Annotated in this window: 18 protein-coding genes and 1 pseudogene; 7 read left to right on the forward strand and 12 right to left on the reverse strand. The window is 64.1% G+C overall.

The window, feature by feature from the left end; translation table 11 throughout:
• Positions 1-18 precede the first annotated feature (18 nt).
• Positions 19-927 carry a DUF1631 family protein gene (locus NTD82_RS22220; RefSeq protein WP_315974969.1) on the reverse strand — a complete coding sequence of 303 codons (909 nt, stop codon included), beginning with the start codon at positions 925-927 and terminating at the stop codon, positions 19-21.
• 254 nt (positions 928-1,181) lie between these two features.
• Here NTD82_RS22220 and nadC point away from each other — a divergent pair, with 254 nt between their 5' ends.
• The gene (nadC, locus tag NTD82_RS22225) at positions 1,182-2,030 is read left to right on the forward strand and encodes a carboxylating nicotinate-nucleotide diphosphorylase (RefSeq protein WP_095158573.1); all 849 of its coding nucleotides are present in this window, start codon (positions 1,182-1,184) and stop codon (positions 2,028-2,030) included.
• Positions 2,031-2,308: 278 nt separating this feature from the next.
• The gene (locus NTD82_RS22230) at positions 2,309-3,703 is read left to right on the forward strand and encodes an amino acid permease (RefSeq protein ID WP_262130255.1); all 1,395 of its coding nucleotides are present in this window, start codon (positions 2,309-2,311) and stop codon (positions 3,701-3,703) included.
• A 59-nt stretch (positions 3,704-3,762) separates the two neighbouring features.
• Here the strand turns inward: NTD82_RS22230 and trxB are convergent, their stop codons facing one another.
• Positions 3,763-4,725 (reverse strand): thioredoxin-disulfide reductase, encoded by a 963-nt coding sequence (gene trxB, locus NTD82_RS22235; RefSeq protein ID WP_095158575.1) that lies wholly within the window; start codon positions 4,723-4,725, stop codon positions 3,763-3,765.
• A gap of 135 nt (positions 4,726-4,860) precedes the next feature.
• Positions 4,861-5,460 carry a peroxiredoxin gene (locus NTD82_RS22240; RefSeq protein WP_095158576.1) on the reverse strand — a complete coding sequence of 200 codons (600 nt, stop codon included), beginning with the start codon at positions 5,458-5,460 and terminating at the stop codon, positions 4,861-4,863.
• 259 nt (positions 5,461-5,719) lie between these two features.
• On the opposite strand from NTD82_RS22240, the gene cysZ reads away from it, so the two are divergent.
• Entirely contained in the window at positions 5,720-6,448 is a 729-nt protein-coding gene (gene cysZ, locus NTD82_RS22245) for a sulfate transporter CysZ (RefSeq protein ID WP_262130256.1), read from the forward strand.
• 53 nt (positions 6,449-6,501) lie between these two features.
• Here the strand turns inward: cysZ and NTD82_RS29480 are convergent, their stop codons facing one another.
• Both NTD82_RS29480 and NTD82_RS29485 read right to left on the reverse strand, forming a co-directional pair.
• Positions 6,502-6,930, reverse strand: coding sequence for a methyl-accepting chemotaxis protein (locus NTD82_RS29480; protein WP_371864332.1), 429 nt, complete (start codon positions 6,928-6,930; stop codon positions 6,502-6,504).
• Positions 6,931-7,038: 108 nt separating this feature from the next.
• Positions 7,039-7,815: pseudogene (locus NTD82_RS29485) on the reverse strand (PAS domain-containing protein); the annotation flags it as partial.
• A gap of 180 nt (positions 7,816-7,995) precedes the next feature.
• On the opposite strand from NTD82_RS29485, the gene NTD82_RS22255 reads away from it, so the two are divergent.
• Positions 7,996-9,213, forward strand: coding sequence for a glycosyltransferase family 4 protein (locus NTD82_RS22255; RefSeq protein ID WP_262130258.1), 1,218 nt, complete (start codon positions 7,996-7,998; stop codon positions 9,211-9,213).
• On the opposite strand, the gene NTD82_RS22260 is transcribed toward NTD82_RS22255, so the two are convergent.
• The 3 genes from NTD82_RS22260 to NTD82_RS22270 all read right to left on the reverse strand — a co-directional run bounded on the left by NTD82_RS22260 (position 9,182) and on the right by NTD82_RS22270 (position 11,553).
• Positions 9,182-10,285 (reverse strand): NADH:flavin oxidoreductase, encoded by a 1,104-nt coding sequence (locus NTD82_RS22260; RefSeq protein WP_262130259.1) that lies wholly within the window; start codon positions 10,283-10,285, stop codon positions 9,182-9,184. The genes NTD82_RS22255 and NTD82_RS22260 overlap by 32 nt on opposite strands.
• Before the next feature lie 153 nt (positions 10,286-10,438).
• The gene (locus NTD82_RS22265; RefSeq protein ID WP_095158581.1) at positions 10,439-10,921 is read right to left on the reverse strand and encodes a glutathione peroxidase; all 483 of its coding nucleotides are present in this window, start codon (positions 10,919-10,921) and stop codon (positions 10,439-10,441) included.
• Positions 10,922-11,067: 146 nt separating this feature from the next.
• The gene (locus NTD82_RS22270; RefSeq protein WP_095158582.1) at positions 11,068-11,553 is read right to left on the reverse strand and encodes a peptidylprolyl isomerase; all 486 of its coding nucleotides are present in this window, start codon (positions 11,551-11,553) and stop codon (positions 11,068-11,070) included.
• Here NTD82_RS22270 and NTD82_RS22275 point away from each other — a divergent pair.
• The 3 genes from NTD82_RS22275 to NTD82_RS22285 are packed head-to-tail and all read left to right on the forward strand — an operon-like array spanning position 11,522 to position 14,874.
• Positions 11,522-11,848, forward strand: coding sequence for a DUF3565 domain-containing protein (locus NTD82_RS22275; protein WP_110972707.1), 327 nt, complete (start codon positions 11,522-11,524; stop codon positions 11,846-11,848). The two genes, NTD82_RS22270 and NTD82_RS22275, sit on opposite strands and share 32 nt — an antisense overlap.
• 32 nt (positions 11,849-11,880) lie before the next feature.
• The gene (gene pta / locus NTD82_RS22280; protein ID WP_095158583.1) at positions 11,881-13,977 is read left to right on the forward strand and encodes a phosphate acetyltransferase; all 2,097 of its coding nucleotides are present in this window, start codon (positions 11,881-11,883) and stop codon (positions 13,975-13,977) included.
• Between the two features lie 3 nt (positions 13,978-13,980).
• Complete coding sequence (locus NTD82_RS22285; protein WP_262130260.1) at positions 13,981-14,874, forward strand: acyltransferase; 894 nt, start codon at positions 13,981-13,983, stop codon at positions 14,872-14,874.
• 99 nt (positions 14,875-14,973) lie between these two features.
• On the opposite strand, the gene NTD82_RS22290 is transcribed toward NTD82_RS22285, so the two are convergent.
• The 4 genes from NTD82_RS22290 to NTD82_RS22305 all read right to left on the reverse strand — a co-directional run bounded on the left by NTD82_RS22290 (position 14,974) and on the right by NTD82_RS22305 (position 18,356).
• Positions 14,974-15,666: an OmpA family protein gene (locus NTD82_RS22290; RefSeq protein WP_262130261.1), complete on the reverse strand. Its 693-nt coding sequence runs from the start codon at positions 15,664-15,666 to the stop codon at positions 14,974-14,976.
• Between the two features lie 95 nt (positions 15,667-15,761).
• Positions 15,762-16,406 (reverse strand): MBL fold metallo-hydrolase, encoded by a 645-nt coding sequence (locus NTD82_RS22295; protein ID WP_095158586.1) that lies wholly within the window; start codon positions 16,404-16,406, stop codon positions 15,762-15,764.
• Between the two features lie 48 nt (positions 16,407-16,454).
• Positions 16,455-17,381, reverse strand: coding sequence for an AEC family transporter (locus NTD82_RS22300; RefSeq protein WP_262130262.1), 927 nt, complete (start codon positions 17,379-17,381; stop codon positions 16,455-16,457).
• 90 nt (positions 17,382-17,471) lie between these two features.
• Positions 17,472-18,356 (reverse strand): LysR substrate-binding domain-containing protein, encoded by an 885-nt coding sequence (locus NTD82_RS22305; RefSeq protein WP_262130263.1) that lies wholly within the window; start codon positions 18,354-18,356, stop codon positions 17,472-17,474.
• Positions 18,357-18,381 lie beyond the last annotated feature (25 nt).

The following is an 18,381-nucleotide window of genomic DNA, read 5'->3' on the forward strand; positions in this document are numbered from 1 at the left end:
CACTTATTTTTGCTGGGGTCAAAACACCCGAACCTGGGGGGGGGTTTTCATGGGCCGCGGCGGCAGCCCGGCCGCGCGGCGCGGCGCCAGACGCCCGCGCTCGGGCGACAGCAGGGTCTGCAAGGACGAGAACACGGCCTGGGTGTTGGCATCGACCTCACCGGCCGGATTGTCCGTCTCATTGGCCGGGGCGCGCGTCTCCAGCACCGCGTGGTCCTGGGCGCGGCGCCGGGGCAGGGCCTTGAGTTCAGGGAGGATGCCGGTGGCGATCAATAACTGGTTGGCCTCGCCGTACAACTGGTCGGCCTCGCGCAGCACATAGCGCTCGAACAGCTTGAGCAGGATCAGCTTGACCTTGATCCCCACGCCAAGGCTGCGCCCGGCACGCAGGAAGTATTCACACAGCAGGGTCGGCCCCAGCGGGTTGTTGCGGTCGTTGAGCGGCTGCTCCAGTAGGCTGTTCAAGCGCAGGGTCAACTGGCCCAGGGCAACACCGTCCCTGGCCAGCACCCGGGCGACCATGGCGTCCACCGCCACCGTCCGCTCAAGCTCGTCGCGGGCGACCAGGCTCAGGGTGTCGTGGGCCGGGGTGCGCGCCGGCAGCGCGGCCAGCGGATCGCCGTGGCCGACTTCCATGAAGGCGGCATAGAAGCTGTCGAGAAAACCGCGCTCGATGCTGTTGCGCTTGTGGCGCAGGTCGCGCATGGCTTCGAAAAGCAGGTTCTGATCCTTGCTGCTGGCGGCTTTGTCGGCCATCTCGAACAGGGTGTCGTCGGCGTTATCGAACAACGCCTGCAACGCCAGGCGCAATTGCAGCGCGGCCTTGTCACGCACATGCAGGAGGGCGACCGGCAGACGAGCGAGTGGCGCAGGCGACGCCTGGCTGGCGGCGCTTCGGAACAGCAGCACCTTCCCGTCTTTAGGCATCCCGGACTCCTTGCAAGGTGGATTTGGATAATCGTCAAAGCCATGACGCCAAATATTAGGCGCGCATTATCTTGAAAAGTTTCCCTGTCCGCCAGTGATTGGCAGGCGTGAGAGCAGCCATCTGTAGACCCGGTCACGGCGTGAAAGGCTCAACCCTCCCGACCAAAGGCGCGCCACGCCGCCGCCGTCGCCGTTTGCTGCACGCGCCACCCGGCCTGCCCTATAATCCCGCCACTTAGCTTGTGGAGCCTGTCATGCCGAACCTACGCCTCGCCGATCTGACTGCCGAAATCGAAGCCAACGTGCGCCGCGCGTTGCTGGAAGACGTCGGCAACGGCGACATCACCGCCCAGTTGATCCCCGCTGAACGTCTGGCCAAGGCCACCATCATTACCCGCGAAGACTGCGTCATCGCCGGTACGGCGTGGGTCGATGCGGTCTTTCGCCAGCTCGATCCGCGGGTCGCGGTGCATTGGCAGGTCCAGGACGGCGAGCGTGCCCTCGCCAACCAGGCACTGTTCCATCTGGAAGGCCCGGCCCGCTCGCTGCTGACCGGCGAGCGCAGCGCGCTGAACTTCCTGCAACTGCTGTCCGGCGTGGCGACCCATGCCCAGTCGCTGGCCGACAAAGTCGCCGATACCCAAGTGCGTCTGCTCGACACCCGCAAGACCCTGCCTGGCCTGCGCCTGGCGCAGAAATACGCCGTCACCTGCGGTGGCTGCCACAACCACCGCATCGGCCTGTTCGATGCCTTCCTGATCAAGGAAAACCACATCGCCGCCAGCGGCGGCATTGCCGAAGCGATCACCGCCGCACGGCGCATCGCCCCGGGCAAGCCGGTGGAAGTCGAAGTGGAAAGCCTGGACGAACTGCAACAAGCGCTGGCGGCGGGTGCCGACATCATCATGCTCGACGAACTGAGCCTCGATGAAATGCGCGAGGCCGTGCGCCTGACCGCCGGCCGCGCCAAGCTGGAAGCCAGCGGCGGCGTCAACGAAAGCACCCTGCGGGTGATCGCCGAAACCGGCGTGGACTACATCTCCATTGGCGCCATGACCAAGGATGTGAAGGCGGTGGACCTGTCGATGCGGTTGAGCCTGTAATCCATCCCGGAATTCCCCCCTGTGGGAAGCTGGCTTGCCAGCTCCCATAGGGTTCTCCATGCCCGCCCTCCCCCATGTCGTAATCCGACAGCCCCGGGACGCAACCGGGTCAATTCCCCCGCAACCGCTCAAGGTAAGGTATTCCCGCCGGAACGCCTGACCCGGCCCATGACAACACGCGTAGAGGCACGTCCCTTGAAGCGGCTTCATCAGATTCCCTAACGCTTCGCGGCGTCGCTTCGTCTCTGCCTCCAATAATCCCTTCAAAAGAGCAGAGTATGTCGAGCCTGAACGACTCCAGCGGCGGACAACTGTCCAACGGTTTCAAACCTCGTCACGTCACCATGCTGTCCATCGCCGGCATCATCGGCGCCGGGCTTTTCGTCGGCTCCGGGCACGCGATTGCCGCGGCCGGTCCCGCGGTCATACTGGCCTACCTGGCGGCCGGCACGCTGGTGGTCCTAGTGATGCGGATGCTCGGGGAAATGGCCGTGGCCAACCCGGACACGGGCTCCTTCTCCACTTACGCCGAAAAAGCCATTGGCCCCTGGGCTGGCTTCACCATCGGCTGGCTGTACTGGTGGTTCTGGGTGCTGGTGGTGCCGATCGAGGCGTTGGCGGCCGGCTATATCCTCAACCAGTGGTTCCCCGGGGTGGACACCTGGATCTATGCGCTGGCCTCGGTGGTCTTGCTGAGCATCACCAACTTGTTCGGCGTGGCGAAGTACGGCGAGTTCGAATTCTGGTTCGCCTTGCTCAAGGTCACCGCGATCGTCCTGTTCATCGGCTTCGGCGCCATGGCGCTCAGCGGCTGGGTGCCCGCCCATGAAGGCGCGGGGCTCATCAACCTGATGCAGGAACATGGCGGCTTCGCGCCGAACGGCATGGCGGCGGTGGTCGGCGCGTTCATCACTATCATGTTCAGCTTTATCGGCACCGAGTCGGTGACCATCGCCGCGGCCGAGTCGGGCGAGCCTTCGCGCAACATCGCCAAGGCCACCCGCTCGGTGATCTGGCGCATCGGCGTGTTCTACCTGCTGTCGATCATGGTGGTGATTTCCGTGGTGCCGTGGAGCGATCCGCAACTGGCAACCGTCGGTTCCTACCAGCGGGCACTGGAACTGCTGGACGTTCCCCATGCCAAGCTGATCGTCGACCTGGTGGTGCTGGTGGCCGTGACCAGTTGCATGAATTCCTCGATCTACATCGCCTCGCGCATGCTGTACTCCCTCGCCCGTCGCGGCGATGCGCCCGCGGTGGCGGCGCGAACCTCCGGCAACGGCGTGCCGCGCACGGCGGTGCTGATCACGGCGTCGGTCGGTGCCTTTATCGCTGCGTTGAATCACTTCGCACCGGCCAGCCTGTTCGACTTTCTGCTGTCCAGCTCGGGCGCGATCGCGTTGCTGGTGTACCTGGCGATCGCCATCTCTCAACTGCGCATGCGGCGCCTGCACGGCAATGCCCTCACCTTGAAGATGTGGCTGTTTCCGTGGCTGACCTATGGCGTGATTGTGTTTATCTCGGCGGCGCTGGCCGTGCTGGTGGTAACGCCGGAGCATCGTGCCGAAGCGACCAGCACGCTGGTGCTGGCAATGGCGGTGTCGCTGGTGGGGATTTTCGTCTGCCGCAAGCGTGGCAAGGAGTCTGCAACGGGGCTTGAGCGGGTCTACTGACAAACTGCGGGCAAAAAAAACCGCGAAGCGCCATCAGGCCCTTCGCGGTTTTTTTTCGATCAGAACGAAGCGTTCTGCAAGCCATCCAGGTAGCGCTCGACATCCAGCGCGGCCATGCAGCCGGCACCGGCCGAGGTGATCGCCTGACGGTAGACGTGGTCGGCCACGTCGCCAGCGGCGAACACGCCTTCGATGTTGGTGGCGGTGGCGTTGCCTTCACGGCCGCCGGCCACAACCATGTAGCCGTCTTTCAGTTCAAGCTGGCCTTCGAACAGCGAGGTGTTCGGGGTATGACCGATGGCGATGAACACGCCGTCGACCTTGATCTCGTCGAAGCTGCCGTCGTTGTTCTTCAGGCGGGCACCGGTGACACCCATGTTGTCGCCCAGCACTTCGTCCAGGGTGGCGTTGAGCTTGAGCTCGATCTTGCCTTCGGCAACCCGGGCGTGAAGCTTGTCGATCAGGATCTTCTCGGCGCGGAAGGTTTCGCGACGGTGGATCAGGGTCACTTTGCTGGCGATGTTGGCCAGGTACAGCGCTTCTTCAACAGCGGTGTTGCCGCCGCCGACCACGGCGACCGGCTTGTTGCGGTAGAAGAAACCGTCGCAGGTCGCGCAGGCGGAAACGCCTTTGCCCATAAAGGTTTCTTCCGACGGCAGGCCCAGGTAACGCGCGCTGGCACCGGTGGCGATGATCAGTGCGTCGCAGGTGTAGGTGCCGCTGTCGCCCTTGAGGGTGAACGGCTTCTGCTGCAGCGCGACTTCATTGATGTGGTCGAAGACGATTTCGGTCTCGAAACGCTCGGCGTGTTCCTGCATGCGTTGCATCAGCGCCGGGCCGGTCAGGCCATGGGGGTCGCCCGGCCAGTTGTCGACTTCGGTGGTGGTGGTCAGCTGGCCGCCAGCCTGCATGCCGGTGATCAGCAGCGGCTTCAGGTTGGCACGGGCGGCATAGACAGCAGCGCTGTAACCGGCAGGGCCGGAACCGAGGATGATGACTCGCGAATGACGTACTTCAGACATGACACGCTCCTGTCGGGCCGGCGATGCATTGCCGGCCCCGTAACGCCGGAATCACCGGCGGGAATAAAAAAGAACCTGCAAAGCACTTGGGGAAGGCTTATGGCTGCAGGTCCTGAAAACCGTTGAAGCGAAGCCTTACAGGCTCTTGGCGTTTTCCGCCAGGTAGTCGGCGACGCCCTTGGCGTCAGCCTTCATGCCTTTCTGGCCCGGACGCCAGCCGGCGGGGCAGACTTCGCCATGCTGCTCGGTAAATTGCAAGGCTTCGACCAGGCGGATCATCTCGTCGACTTCGCGACCCAGCGGCAGGTTGTTCACCACTTGGTGCTGGACCACGCCTTGCTGGTCGATCAGGAACGAAGCGCGCAGCGCCACGCCGTCATCGTGCTCGACACCGTAAGCACGGGTGATCTCGTGCTTGACGTCGGCGACCATGGTGAACTCGACTTCGCCGATGCCACCCTTCTCCACCGGCGTGCTGCGCCAGGCGTGGTGGGTGAACTGCGAGTCGATGGACACGCCAACCACTTCAACGCCCAGCTCGCGGAAACGGCCGATGCGGTTGTTGTGGGCGATAATTTCCGACGGGCAGACAAAGGTGAAGTCCAGCGGCCAGAAGAACAGCACGACGTATTTGCCGCGCAGGGAAGAGAGCTTGAAGCTGTCGACGATCGAACCGTCACCCAACACCGCCGCCGCATCGAAATCAGGGGCTTGCTTGTTGACCAGAATACTCATGGGAACTCCTTGAAAAGCAGGGATTCGAAGGCGTTGAAAAAGAATGTGCGCACTGTAGCGAGGGGGCAAAGATTAAGGAAATATCCTTAAACAATCCACCTTATAGACTTGCTCTATATAGCCCTTCATCGCGTGGTTCTTTTCCTATGGGCGACTTTTCCGAGGATTTGTTACAGCCCGTTGCGCCGCTTTCAGGCGGCTTTCGTCGCGTCGGCAAACTCGGTAAGGTCGGCGCGTTTTCCATCGCTCGGAGCCTTATATGCAAGCCCCTGTCCTTTCCGGTCCACAGTACCTGCGCGAGGGCCTGAAACTGGTCCTGAGCCCCGGATTGCGGTTGTTCGTGCTGCTGCCGCTGGCGATCAACCTGCTGTTGTTCGTCGGCCTGATCTATCTCGCCGGCCATCAGTTCAGCCTCTGGGTCGATGCACTGATGCCCACCCTGCCGCACTGGCTGAGCTTTCTCAGCTATGTGCTCTGGCCGCTGTTCGTGGTCCTGGTGGCGCTGATGGTGTTCTTCACTTTCACCTTGCTGGCGAACATCATCGCCGCCCCCTTCAACGGTTTTCTCGCGGAAAAGGTCGAGGTGGTGCTGCGTGGCAAGGATGAATTCCCGCCCTTCAGTTGGGGCGAACTGACCGCCATGGTGCCGCGCACCCTGGGCCGCGAAATGCGCAAGCTCGGCTACTTCGTGCCGCGCGCGCTGGCGCTGTTCATTCTGTCGCTGATTCCGGTGGTGAACATCGTTGCCGCGCCGCTGTGGCTGCTGTTCGGGATCTGGATGATGGCGATCCAGTACATCGACTACCCCGCGGACAACAACAAAATGAGCTGGCAGGACATGCTCGCCTGGCTGCGGCAAAAACGCTGGCAATCGCTGGGGTTTGGCGGGATTACCTACCTGGCGCTGATGATTCCGTTCGTGAATATCCTGATGATGCCGGCCGCCGTGGCTGGCGCCACGTTGTTCTGGGTGCGCGAGCGCACCTGATCCCCGTCATGGCCGGTGCCTTGCGCACCGGCCATCGTTCTGTTCTCCCGCCCTTACTTGAGCTGGTTGGAGAACTGTCCTACCGCATTCACCACCTTCTGCGCGCCGTCCTGGATCTCGACGATCACCGTGCCGGTCTGCCCGGCCAGGGCCAGGCCCTGTTCGGCCTGACGCTTGCTGCTGTCGATGATGTCCACCGCGGCCTTGGCCAGTTGCTCGTTCTGCTGCACCACGCGGGCGATTTCCTCGGTGGCGCTGCTGGTACGCGAGGCCAGTTGGCGGACTTCGTCGGCAACCACGGCAAAGCCGCGGCCCTGCTCGCCGGCGCGGGCTGCCTCGATGGCGGCGTTGAGCGCCAGCAGGTTGGTCTGGCCAGCGATGTCGCTGATGGTCTTGATGATCGAACCGATGATCTGCGACTGCTTGTCCAGCGCTTCGATGCCGCTGGCGGCGTCCTGCATGTAGGTTTCCAGCCCGCGCATCACTTCCACGGTCTGGGTCACGACTTCAGTGGCACGACGTGCACTCTCGTCGGTGGCGACCGAGTTGCTGTAGGCGATATCGGCCGCCTGCGCGACCGCGTTTTCCTGGTTGACCTGCTCGGTGATCACGGTGGCGAACTTGACCACTTTGTAGAGCACGTCATGGGCGTCGATGATCGGGTTGTACGAGGCCTCCAGCCACACGGTACGGCCATGGGCATCGATGCGCTTGAAGCGCTCGGCGACGAATTCACCGCGACGCAGCTTCTCCCAGAACGCCTGGTAGGTGGCGGAGTTGTACTCTTCCGGCTCGCAGAACATACGGTGATGTTTGCCGCGCACCTGCTCAAGGGTGTAGCCCATGGTGCGCAGGAAACGGTCGTTGGCGCTGAGCACCTCACCATTGAGGTTGAACTCGATCACCGCGGTGGAGCGCATGAGTGCCTTGATCAGGCTTTCGTGCTCGCGGGAGCTTTCGATGGTGCGGGTCAGGTCGCTGGAGTGCAGGGTGAAATACTTGACGCGGCCATCGCTGTTTTTCACCGGCTGCAGGATCGAACGCAACCAGGCTTCCTCGCCATTGCCCCGCAGCAGGCGGAAAGCACCGTTGAGGTGTTCAGCACGGTTGATCGCATGGCGCATGCGCTGATAGAAATCCAGCGGTTTGACGTGATCGGGGACGATCTCCTCGATATGCCGACCTAGCAGTTGCGAACTGTTGTACAGCATCTCTCTTTCGAAGTTGCCATTCACCGACTCGATGCGCCCGTTGGGGTCTAGTTGAAGCACCAGCATTTCACTGTCGAGGCTGCCTTTTACCTGTTCCAGGGACATCAGTTCTTCGCGTAATTCGAGAACTTCTTTTTTCAATTTGCTGTTGAACATCAACGCTCTCCTGGAGCGAAATCGTCATTCGGAATGTCGCTTTTATCGGCTGACAGGTGGCCATTCTTGAGCAGTAAAACCGGGAATATTTCGCGGTCCGGAAACGCTAGGGATCGGGCGTCACGGATACGTCACCAGAATGTCATACCGGCGCAATTTGGTCGCCGGAGACTGGCCATCATGACAACACTCCCGCTGCATATCACCCTAATCAGTGAAACCTTCCCACCGGAAATCAATGGCGTGGCCAATACCCTTGGTCGCCTCAGCGAAGGCCTGCGCCAGCGCGGCCACCGGGTCGAGCTGGTGCGCCCGCGGCAAAGCGATGACCCGCCGGGGCAGGCCGACAGTGACCAACTGCTCTGCCGCGGCTGGCCGCTGCCTGGTTATCCGGGGTTGCAGTGGGGACAAGTGTCGATGCACAAGCTGCTGCGACGCTGGCGGCGGGACCGTCCGGACGTGCTCTACATCGCCACCGAAGGCCCGCTGGGCCTGAGCGCCTTGCGTGCCGCGCGGCGCCTGGGAATTGCCGTGGTCAGCGGCTTCCACACCAATTTCCAGCAGTATTCCAGCCAGTACGGCCTGGGCTTGCTGGCCCGCGCCCTGACGCACTACCTGCGCTGGTTCCATCACCGCACCCACAGCACCCTGGTGCCCAGCCCGAGCCAACGCCTGAACCTGGAACGCCGCGGCTTCGAACGCCTGACGCTGCTGTCTCGCGGCGTCGACGGCTGTCTGTTCAACCCGGCACGACGCAACCCGGCCCTGCGCGACCAGTGGGATCTGGGCGAACACGATATTGCCCTGCTCTACGTCGGTCGCCTGGCTGCGGAGAAAAACCTGGGCATGCTCGGACGCACCCTTGAGGTGTTGCAGCAAAAGTATCCACAGCGGCGCATGCGCCTGGTGATCGTCGGTGACGGCCCGCAATGGGCGGCGTTGCAGGAGCAATTGCCGGATGCGGTGTTCTGCGGCCCGCAACGCGGCGAACACCTGGCCGAGCACTATGCCTCTGGGGATATCTTTCTGTTTCCGAGCCTGACCGAGACATTCGGCAATGTGGTGCTGGAGGCGCTGGCGTCAGGGTTGGGCGTGGTTGCCTATGACGAAGCCGCGGCGGGCCAGCATATCCGCCACGGCCATAACGGCGCGCTGGCGATGCCCGGCGACGCGGCCGCCTTCATCGACGCCGCCTGCTGGCTGCTGGAGGACCGCGAGACCCTTCGTCGGGTCCGCCTCAATGCCCGCCAGCACGCCAGCCGTCAGGGTTGGCCGACGATCATCGAACAGTTCGAAGAACACCTGCGCGATGCCTGCGAGCCGCTGCATCCCGAGCAGACGGCCCACAGCGACCGGAGCGTGTTGGTCAAACCAGGCTCGTCAGCGCCTCACGGCTGAACGGCAGGATCTCGGCTTCGCGGCCATCGCGTACCTTGGCGGCCCAATCCGGGTCCACCAGCAGCGCACGGCCGACTGCCACCAGGTCGAACTCCTCGTTGTTCAGGCGCTGCAGCAGGTTTTCCAGGCTGGCCGGCTGCGCCACTTTGTCGGTGTCCACCATGAACTGCAGGAACTCGCCATCGAGCCCGACGCTGCCGACCGTGATGGTCGGTTTGCCGGTGAGCTGGCGGGTCCAGCCGGCCAGGTTGAGCGGCGAACCGTCGAACTCCGGCTCCCAGAAGCGCCGGGTCGAGCAATGGAAAATGTCCACGCCGGCGTCGGACAGCGGCTTGAGGAAAGCCTCCAGCGCCTCGGGCGTGGTCACCAGGCGCGCGGTGTAGTCCTGCTGCTTCCACTGCGAGAAGCGGAAGATGATCGGGAAATCCGGACCGACGGCGGCACGGACGGCCTGGATCAGTTCGATGGCGAAGCGCGAACGGCCGGCCAGGTCGCCGCCGTATTCGTCGTCGCGGCGGTTGCTGGTTTCCCAGAAGAACTGGTCGACCAGGTAACCGTGGGCGCCGTGGATTTCCACGCCGTCCATGCCGATGGCCTTGGCGTCGCGGGCCGCCTGGGCGAAGGCGGCGATGACGTCCTGGATGTCCTCGTGGCTCATGCCGTGGACCACTTCCTGGCCATCCTTGAGTTTCTCGCTCGGGCCATAGCCCGGCACGCTGGCGTCCGGCTCGGTGCCGATGCGGCGCACGCTGCCCACGTGCCAGAGTTGCGGAACAATGCGCCCGCCCTCGGCGTGCACGGCGTCGACCACCTTCTTCCAGCCGGCCAGGGCGTCTTCACCATAGAAACGCGGCACGTTCGGGTAGCCATTGGCAGCCTTGTGCCCGACCGTGGTGCCTTCGGTGATGATCAGGCCGACACCGGCCGCGGCGCGGCGACGGTAGTAGTCCACCACTTGGGCGTGGGGCACGCCGCCGGGGCAGAAGGTGCGGGTCATCGGCGCCATGACCACGCGGGTCGGCAGCTCCAGGGCGCCCAGTTGGAAGGGGGTGAACAGTGGGTTGGCGGACATGTGGCGCTCCGTGGGGTGGCAAGAGCGCTTGAGGATAGGGTGGGGTTGAGGGAGGGCCCAGTACTATTGATTTGGGTGATTTTGCGGTAAAGGTCTGATGGTGGTCCTGGGGGCCTCATCGCTGCGGTTCGGCGCCCCAAGGCCAGCAAGGACTCAGGCCAGCGCCTTCTCGATCGCCTGCACCACCGTCGGATCATCCGGCGCGGTCCGCGGCGAGAAGCGCGCCAGTACGCGCCCGTCCTTGCCCACCAGGAATTTCTCGAAGTTCCAGGTGATGTCCCCCGGAAACTCGGCGCCTTCGCCCGCCAGCAGCCGATACAGCGCATGCCGATGCGGCCCGTTGACCTCCAGCTTGCTGCCCAGCGGGAAGCTCACGCCGTAGTTGAGGCTGCAGAACTCGGCGATCTCCGCCTCGCTGCCCGGCTCTTGCCCGGCGAACTGGTTGCACGGCAGGCCCAGCACATTGAAGCCCTTGCCCTTGTACTGCTGATAGAGATTTTCCAGCGCGGCGTATTGCGGTGTCAGACCACACTTGGAGGCGACATTGACTACCAGCACCACCTGCCCCTTGAACGGCGCCAAGGACAGTTCCTTGCCGTCCAATGCCTGCAACTTCAGGTCGTGAAATGCACTCATGACGTACTCCCCTCTACAGATCCCTGCCGGTCACCGCACGGATGCGGCCCACTAAAAAGGCGCCCGGCCTGCCGCATGCCCCCTTGCGGGTTGCACGACGGAAGGGCCAAGGCGCCTTCGCGACTTTCTGAGCTTAGCGCAGAAAATCAGTGGTGATGGCCACCTTCGCCATGGACGTGGCCATGAGCGATTTCTTCTTCGCTGGCATCACGGATGCTGACGACCTTGACCTTGAAGTTCAGGCGCTGGCCAGCCAGTGGGTGGTTGCCGTCGACGGTAACGTCGTCGCCGTCCAGGTCGCGAATGGTGACGATCTGCATCTGGCCATCCGGCGCCGAAGCGTGGAACTGCATGCCAACTTCCAGTTGGTCGACACCTTCGAACATGCTGCGGTTCAAGGTGCTGACCAGCTCGGCCAGGTATTCGCCGTAAGCGTCTTCCGGCTCGATGGTGACGTCCAGCTCTTCATCGGCGCCTTTGCCTTCCAGGGCTTTTTCCAGGCCCGGGATGATGTTGCCGGCACCGTGCAGGTACACCAGCGGGGCGCCGCCGGCGGAGCTGTCGATGACCTCACCAGCGTCGTTGGTCAGGGTATAGTCGATGGAGACAGCCTTATTGGCGGCAATCAGCATGGGGCGAGACCTTTTGCATAAGAATGTTGAGCGAGCAAGTGTAACCAACGCCTCGCCTGAAAGCGAACGCAACCCGGACAAACGGGTCAGCCGGATTACCGGGTTTCATCAGGACGAAGACGGCCACTGGGTGGCCGAATTGTCCTGCGCTCACACCCAGCACCTGCGCCACCAGCCGCCGTGGCAATCGCGGGCCTGGGTGCTCGACGCCGCCGAGCGTCAACGCCGCATTGGCCAGCCTTTTGCCTGCGGCTGGTGCGCTCAGGGGGTCGATAGCGATACCCTTGTCAATTGACTCTTTTGCACAGCTCATTTCGAGAAGCTCGCATGCAGACTTTTTTCATCGCGCCGACCGACTTCGGCGTCGGCCTGACCTCCATCAGCCTCGGCCTGGTCCGCACGCTGGAGCGGGCGGGCCTGAAGGTCGGCTTCTTCAAGCCGATCGCCCAGCCGCACCCCGGCGACACCGGCCCTGAACGCTCCACCGAACTCGTCTCGCGCACCCACGGCCTGAGGCCACCCAAGCCACTGAGCCTGGGCCATGTCGAGCGCATGCTCGGCGACGGCCAACTGGATGAATTGCTCGAAGAAATCATCACCCTTTATCAACAGGCCTGCGTCGACAAGGACGTGCTGGTGGTCGAAGGCATGGTCCCGACCCGGCACGCCAGCTATGCCGCGCGGGTCAACCAGCACCTGGCCAAGAGCCTCGACGCCGAGGTGATCCTGGTCTCCGCGCCGGAAAACGACGTGCTCGCCGAGCTGTCCGGCCGGGTCGAGTTGCAGGCGCAACTGTTCGGCGGCCCCAAGGACCCGAAAGTCCTCGGCGTGATCCTCAACAAGGTGCGCAGCGACGACAGCATCACCGAGTTCGCCCGCCGCCTGCGCGAGCACTCGCCGTTGCTGCGCAGCGGCGACTTCCGCCTGCTCGGCTGCATTCCGTTCCAGGAAGGGCTCAACGACCCGCGCACCCGTGACGTCGCCGACCTGCTCGGCGCCCAGGTGCTCAACGCTGGCGACTACGAAACCCGGCGCATGAACAAGATCATCATCTGCGCCCGCACCGTGGCCAATACCGTGCCGTTGCTCAAGCCCGGCACCCTGGTGGTGACCCCCGGCGACCGCGACGACATCATCCTCGCCGTGAGCCTCGCGGCGATCAACGGCGTGCCGCTGGCCGGCCTGTTACTGACCAGCGACAGCAAGCCCGACCCGCGCATCCTCGAACTCTGCCAGGGCGCCCTGCTCGCCGGCCTGCCGATCCTCTCGGTGAGCACCGGCTCCTACGACACCGCCAACCAGCTCAACGGCCTGAACAAGGAAATCCCGGTGGATGACCGCGAGCGTGCGGAAATCATCACCGACTTCGTCGCCAGCCACCTCGAAGCCGACTGGCTGCACCAGCGCTGCGGCACGCCGCGGGAGATGCGCCTGTCGCCGGCGGTGTTCCGCTACCGGCTGATCCAGCAGGCCCAGGCCGCCGACAAACGCATCGTCCTGCCCGAAGGCGCCGAGCCGATGACCGTGCAGGCCGCCGCCATCTGCCAGGCCCGCGGCATCGCCCGTTGCGTGCTGCTGGCGAAGCCGGATGACGTCCAGGCCGTGGCCCGCGCCCAAGGCATCACCCTGCCGGAGGGTCTGGAGATTCTCGACCCGGACCTGATCCGCGAACGCTACGTCGAACCGATGGTCAGCCTGCGCAAGAGCAAGAGCCTGAACGCGCCGATGGCCGAACAGCAACTGGAAGACCCGGTCGTGATCGGCACCATGATGCTGGCGCTGGACGAAGTGGACGGCCTGGTTTCCGGGCTGGTCCATTCCACCGCCAACACCATCCGCCCCGCGCTGCAACTGATCAAGACCGCGCCGGGCTGCAGCCTGGTGTCGTCGGTGTTCTTCATGCTCTTCCCCGAGCAGGTGCTGGTGTACGGCGACTGCGTGATGAACCCGCACCCGAGCGCCGCGGAACTGGCGGAAATCGCCCTGCAGAGCGCCGACTCCGCCGAAGCCTTCGGCATCGCGCCGCGGGTGGCGATGATCAGCTATTCCAGCGGTGATTCGGCCAGCGGCGAAGAAGTGGAAAAGGTCCGCGAAGCGACCCTGCTCGCCCAGGAAACCCAGCGCGGCCTGCTGATCGACGGCCCGTTGCAGTACGACGCCGCCGCCAACCAGGACATCGCCCGGCAACTGGCGCCCAACAGCCAGGTGGCCGGTCGCGCCACGGTGTTCGTGTTCCCCGACCTGAACACCGGCAACACCACCCACAAGGCGGTGCAGCGCAGCGCCGATTGCGTCAGCCTCGGGCCGATGCTGCAGGGCCTGCGCAAACCCGTGAACGACCTGCCGCGGGGCGCCCAGGTGGACGACATCGTCTACACCATCGCCCTGACCGCAATCCAGGCCAACCGCTCGATGGACGACTGACCCATGCTCGCTTCCCTGCCCGCGCCAGTGCGCGGAGTCATCGCCTCACTGCTGCTGGGGCTCAACACCATTGTCTGCTGCACGCCGTTGTTCATCGTCAGCCTGTTCAAGCTGTGCCTGCCGTTCGCGGCGGCGCAGCGGATCACCGACGAACTGATGCGGCGTATCCACGAAACCTGGATCAGCAACAACAACGCCTGGATCAATCTGATCGGCAACACCCAATGGCAGGTCGAGGGCCTGGCCGGGCTGGACTACCAGCACAGCTACCTGGTCACCAGCAATCACCAGAGCTGGGTCGATATCCTGGTGCTGCAATACGTGCTCAACCGGCGCATCCGGCCGCTGAAATTCTTTCTCAAGCAGGTGCTGATCTGGGTGCCGGTGATTGGCCTGGCCTGGTGGGCGCTGGGCTTTCCGTTCATGAAGCGCTACAGCAAGGCGTACCTGGACAAGCACCCGGAAAAACGCGGCAAGGACCTGGAAACCACCCGCAAGACCTGCGCGAAATTCCGCGGCAAGCCCACGGCGATCTTCAACTTCGCCGAGGGCACCCGCTTCACCGCGGCCAAGCATCGCCAGCAGCAATCACCGTTCAAGCACCTGCTCAAGCCCAAGGCCGGCGGCATTGCCTTCGTGCTGGATGCGATGGGTGACCAACTGGAGTCGATCATCGACGTGACCATCCACTACCCCGAGGGCGCGCCGGGGTTCTGGGATCTGTTGTGCGGACGGGTGCGGCGGATCGTCGTGCAGTTCGAGGAACTGGCGATTCCAGAGGATTTCCTCGGTCGCAGCTATGACCAGGATGAGGTGTACCGGGCGGAGTTCCAGCGCTGGATCAACCGGTTGTGGGAAGTGAAGGATGGGCGGTTGGAAAAGTTGAAATCGCGTTGAGAGCATCGCGACGGTTCGGCACCCCGACAAGCTCGCTCCTACAGGTGTTGCATGTCCCTGTAGGAGCGAGCTTGTCGGGGCGCCGAACCGTCGCGAAAATCACTGATAATTCTGCCCGGGAATCGGCTTCAGATTCACCTCGACCCGACGGTTCTGCGCCCGCCCGTTGGCATCGGCATTGCTCGCGATCGGCTGGTCAGGGCCCATGCCGCGCACGCTCACCCGCGACGAATCAACACCCTGCGAAGTCAGGTAAGTGCTGACCGCCTGCGCGCGACGCTGCGACAGGTCCATGTTGTGCTGGCGGCTGCCGGTGCTGTCGGTGAAACCGACGACTTCGATGGTGTTCTGGTTGAACTGCTTGAACGAGTTCGCCAGGTTGTTCAGCGGCGAATAGAAGCTCGGGGCGATGTTCGCCGAGTCGGTGGCGAAGGTGATGTTGCCCGGCATGATCAGCTTGATCTGGTCACCCTCGCGCTGAACTTCAACGCCGGTGTTGGCCATGCTTTCACGCAGCGCGGCTTCCTGGCGGTCGGCGTAGTAGCCGTAGCCCGCGGCGGCGGCGCCCACTGCGGCGGCGCCGATCAGCGCGCCCTTGCCGCGGTTGTTGTGGTCGATGGCGGCACCGGCGATGGCGCCGGCCAGTGCGCCCAGGCCGCCGTACTTGGCGGTTTTGCTCATCCCTGTGGAGCCTTGTGCCTGACCCTGGTTGTCATAGGGATTCTGGCTGGCACAGCCGGACATCAGGGCGGCGGCGGTAGCGACGATAATCAAACGACGCATGGTTAACATGGACAAGCTCCTGCAGTAATTCGTATAGGCAACGGACGCTCTTGGTCCTCTGCCAGCCTTGGAACGCGGCCGGGTGGAAAAATTCCCCGCGGGCATCAGGCCCGTACGAACGGGTTCTGGCGCATTTCCTCGCCCAGGCGGGTGTCGGGACCATGCCCGGCAACCACCGTCGCCTCTTCGTCGAGGCTGTACAACCGCTCTCTGATCGAACGAACGATAGTCGCCTGGTCGCCGCCCCACAAATCAGTGCGGCCAATTCCACGACGGAACAAGGTATCGCCCGCGATCAACAGCTTGGCGTCGGCGAACCAGAAACTCATCGATCCCGGCGTATGCCCTGGCGTGTGCAATGCCACGCCGCAGCCACAGGCCAGTTCCTCGTCATCCGCCAGCCAGCGGTCCGGCGAAGGGACCGGGACATAGGGCACGCCGAACATGCGGCACTGCATCTCGAGGTTGTCCCACAAGAACTGATCGTCCTTGTGCAGGTGCAGGGTGGCGCCGGTCTTCTCTTTCAACTGCCCGGACGCCAGGAAGTGATCGAGATGGGCGTGGGTGTGGATGATGCTGACCACCTTCAGGCCGTGGGCGTCGAGGCGTTTGATAATCAGGTCCGGGTCGCCGCCCGGGTCGACGACAATCGCTTTCTTCGTCACAGGATCACCGATGATCGTGCAGTTGCACTGCAAAGGGCCGACGGGGAAGGTTTCGCGGATAAGCGTGGTGGGTGCGGGATTCATAACAGCGTCCTCTCAGGCGAATCGGCCATTCTGGCCCCACCCGCCCCCTCAGATCCAGGGCAGCAGCACACTCACCGCCAACGGCAACGCCAGCGCCGCCAACAACGTCTGCCCGGCAATGATCCCCGCCATCAGCGGCGCATCGCCGCCCAGTTGCCGGGCCATGATGTAGGACGATGAGGCGGTCGGCAGCGCCTGGAACAGCAACACCGCGACCGCCGCCTCGCCCTTGAGGCCGAACAGGTGGCAGGCCGCGAGGGTGATCAGCGGCATGACCATGAATTTCGCCACCGACGACAATCCCACCGGGCGCAGCCAACTGCGCACCGCGCGCAGGTCCAGCGCCGCGCCCACGCACAGCAGGCCCAGCGGCAGCGAGGCCTGGCCCAGCGTCTTCAGCAATGGCTCGATCGCCAGCGGCAAGCCCAACCCGGTGACATGCAGCAAGATGCCGCCGGCGCAGGCCATCAACAGCGGGTTCAACGCCAGTTGCTTCACCACCCCGCCCAACGACAGCCGCCCCGCCGTGCCGTAACGAGCAAACACCAGCACGCAGAGGATATTCACGGTCGGCACGATGGCCGCGTTAGCCACCGCCGCCAGGGCGATGCCCTGCGCCCCGAACAAGCCGGCCGCCGCTGAAACGCCCACGTAATTGTTGAACCGCACGCCGCCCTGGAACACCGAGGTGAACGCCGCGTCATCGACACTGAAACACCGCCGCAACGCCACCAGCAGCGCCGCGACCAGCACCGTCGACGACACCAGCGCCAGCACCATGCCTTGCACCGGCACGCCATCGAGCCTGGCTGTGGACAGGCCGTGAAGAAACAGCGCCGGCAGCAGCACGTAGTAACCCAGGCGCTCGGCCTGGGGCCAGAAGCCGTCGGCGAGAAACTGACTGTGGCGCAGCCAGGTACCCAGGGCGATCAGCAGCGCGATGGGCAACAGCGCCAACAGCAGGGAAAGGGTCATCGCGCACTCCGGGGCGCCAAGGGATGAGCGCTACGATAAAGACCCGGATGCTTGATTAAAAACGATGAATTCTTGAGCCATCCTCAAGTTTTACTCATCGGTCAGCGCAGCCTGGCGGCGCACCGCCTGGGCCAGAGCCGTCGCCAGCCGCCCCCTCGGCCGGTCTTCGCGCTCGATCAACACCACCTGGCGGGTCCGTTGCGGATCACCGAACGGCATCAGGGCCAACAGGCCAAGACGTTCCAGGTTGCGCCGGGACGACGGCACGATGGACACCCCCAGACCGCTGGCGACCATCTGGATAATCGCCTCCTGGCTGTCCAGCTCCATGGTGGTCCGCACCCGCAGGCGCAAACGCCGCAACTCCCGCTCGATGGTGCGGCCGGCCCAGGCCCGGCGGTCGAAACGGATGAAGGGCTGCTCCTGCAACAAGCGCCGCGGCTCGACCTGCGCCAACGCCAGCGGCGCAATGATCCAGAACCCTTCCTCGTACAACGAAGTGCTGACCAAGCCGTACGGGTGCGGTTTGACCGGCTCGGTGGTGACCGCCGCGTCCAGCTCGCCCGCCTCGACCCGCGTCGCCAGTTCGGCCGACATGCCCGAGGCGACGTTGACCCGCAAATGCGGGTGCTCGGCACTCAGCGCGGCCAGGGCCTTGGGCAGAATCCCGGCCAGCGTGGTGTGAATCGCCCCCACCCGCAAACGCCCGCGCAATTCGCCGTCTTCGCCGAGTTCGGCGGCGATGCTGTCGTACAGCGCGAGGATTTCCCGCGCCCGCTCCAGCGCCAGGTGCCCGGCCTCGGTCAGCACCGGCAAGCGCCGCGAGCGGTCGAACAGCGGCGCGTTGAACTCTTCCTCAAGGCCGCGGATATGCAGGCTCACCGCCGATTGCGTGAGGTGCACCGCCTCGGCGGCGCGGGCGAACGAGCCGTGCTGAGCGATGGCAACCAGGGTTCGCAGGGCGCGCAATGACATGGGAAAAGGTCCGTGGGAAAAGTCG

The sequence above is a fragment of the Pseudomonas sp. 5P_5.1_Bac1 genome, assembly GCF_025466015.1.
Taxonomy (GTDB): Bacteria; Pseudomonadota; Gammaproteobacteria; order Pseudomonadales; family Pseudomonadaceae; genus Aquipseudomonas.

Coding starts and splice junctions, on each gene's coding strand:
- NTD82_RS22220 (WP_315974969.1), bottom strand. CDS start 927: ATGCCTAAAGACGGGAAGGTGCTGCTGTTCCGAAGCGCCGCCAGCCAG.
- nadC (WP_095158573.1), top strand. CDS start 1,182: ATGCCGAACCTACGCCTCGCCGATCTGACTGCCGAAATCGAAGCCAAC.
- NTD82_RS22230 (WP_262130255.1), top strand. CDS start 2,309: ATGTCGAGCCTGAACGACTCCAGCGGCGGACAACTGTCCAACGGTTTC.
- trxB (WP_095158575.1), bottom strand. CDS start 4,725: ATGTCTGAAGTACGTCATTCGCGAGTCATCATCCTCGGTTCCGGCCCT.
- NTD82_RS22240 (WP_095158576.1), bottom strand. CDS start 5,460: ATGAGTATTCTGGTCAACAAGCAAGCCCCTGATTTCGATGCGGCGGCG.
- cysZ (WP_262130256.1), top strand. CDS start 5,720: ATGCAAGCCCCTGTCCTTTCCGGTCCACAGTACCTGCGCGAGGGCCTG.
- NTD82_RS29480 (WP_371864332.1), bottom strand. CDS start 6,930: ATGCGCGGGCTGGAAACCTACATGCAGGACGCCGCCAGCGGCATCGAA.
- NTD82_RS22255 (WP_262130258.1), top strand. CDS start 7,996: ATGACAACACTCCCGCTGCATATCACCCTAATCAGTGAAACCTTCCCA.
- NTD82_RS22260 (WP_262130259.1), bottom strand. CDS start 10,285: ATGTCCGCCAACCCACTGTTCACCCCCTTCCAACTGGGCGCCCTGGAG.
- NTD82_RS22265 (WP_095158581.1), bottom strand. CDS start 10,921: ATGAGTGCATTTCACGACCTGAAGTTGCAGGCATTGGACGGCAAGGAA.
- NTD82_RS22275 (WP_110972707.1), top strand. CDS start 11,522: ATGGAGACAGCCTTATTGGCGGCAATCAGCATGGGGCGAGACCTTTTG.
- NTD82_RS22270 (WP_095158582.1), bottom strand. CDS start 11,553: ATGCTGATTGCCGCCAATAAGGCTGTCTCCATCGACTATACCCTGACC.
- pta (WP_095158583.1), top strand. CDS start 11,881: ATGCAGACTTTTTTCATCGCGCCGACCGACTTCGGCGTCGGCCTGACC.
- NTD82_RS22285 (WP_262130260.1), top strand. CDS start 13,981: ATGCTCGCTTCCCTGCCCGCGCCAGTGCGCGGAGTCATCGCCTCACTG.
- NTD82_RS22290 (WP_262130261.1), bottom strand. CDS start 15,666: ATGTTAACCATGCGTCGTTTGATTATCGTCGCTACCGCCGCCGCCCTG.
- NTD82_RS22295 (WP_095158586.1), bottom strand. CDS start 16,406: ATGAATCCCGCACCCACCACGCTTATCCGCGAAACCTTCCCCGTCGGC.
- NTD82_RS22300 (WP_262130262.1), bottom strand. CDS start 17,381: ATGACCCTTTCCCTGCTGTTGGCGCTGTTGCCCATCGCGCTGCTGATC.
- NTD82_RS22305 (WP_262130263.1), bottom strand. CDS start 18,356: ATGTCATTGCGCGCCCTGCGAACCCTGGTTGCCATCGCTCAGCACGGC.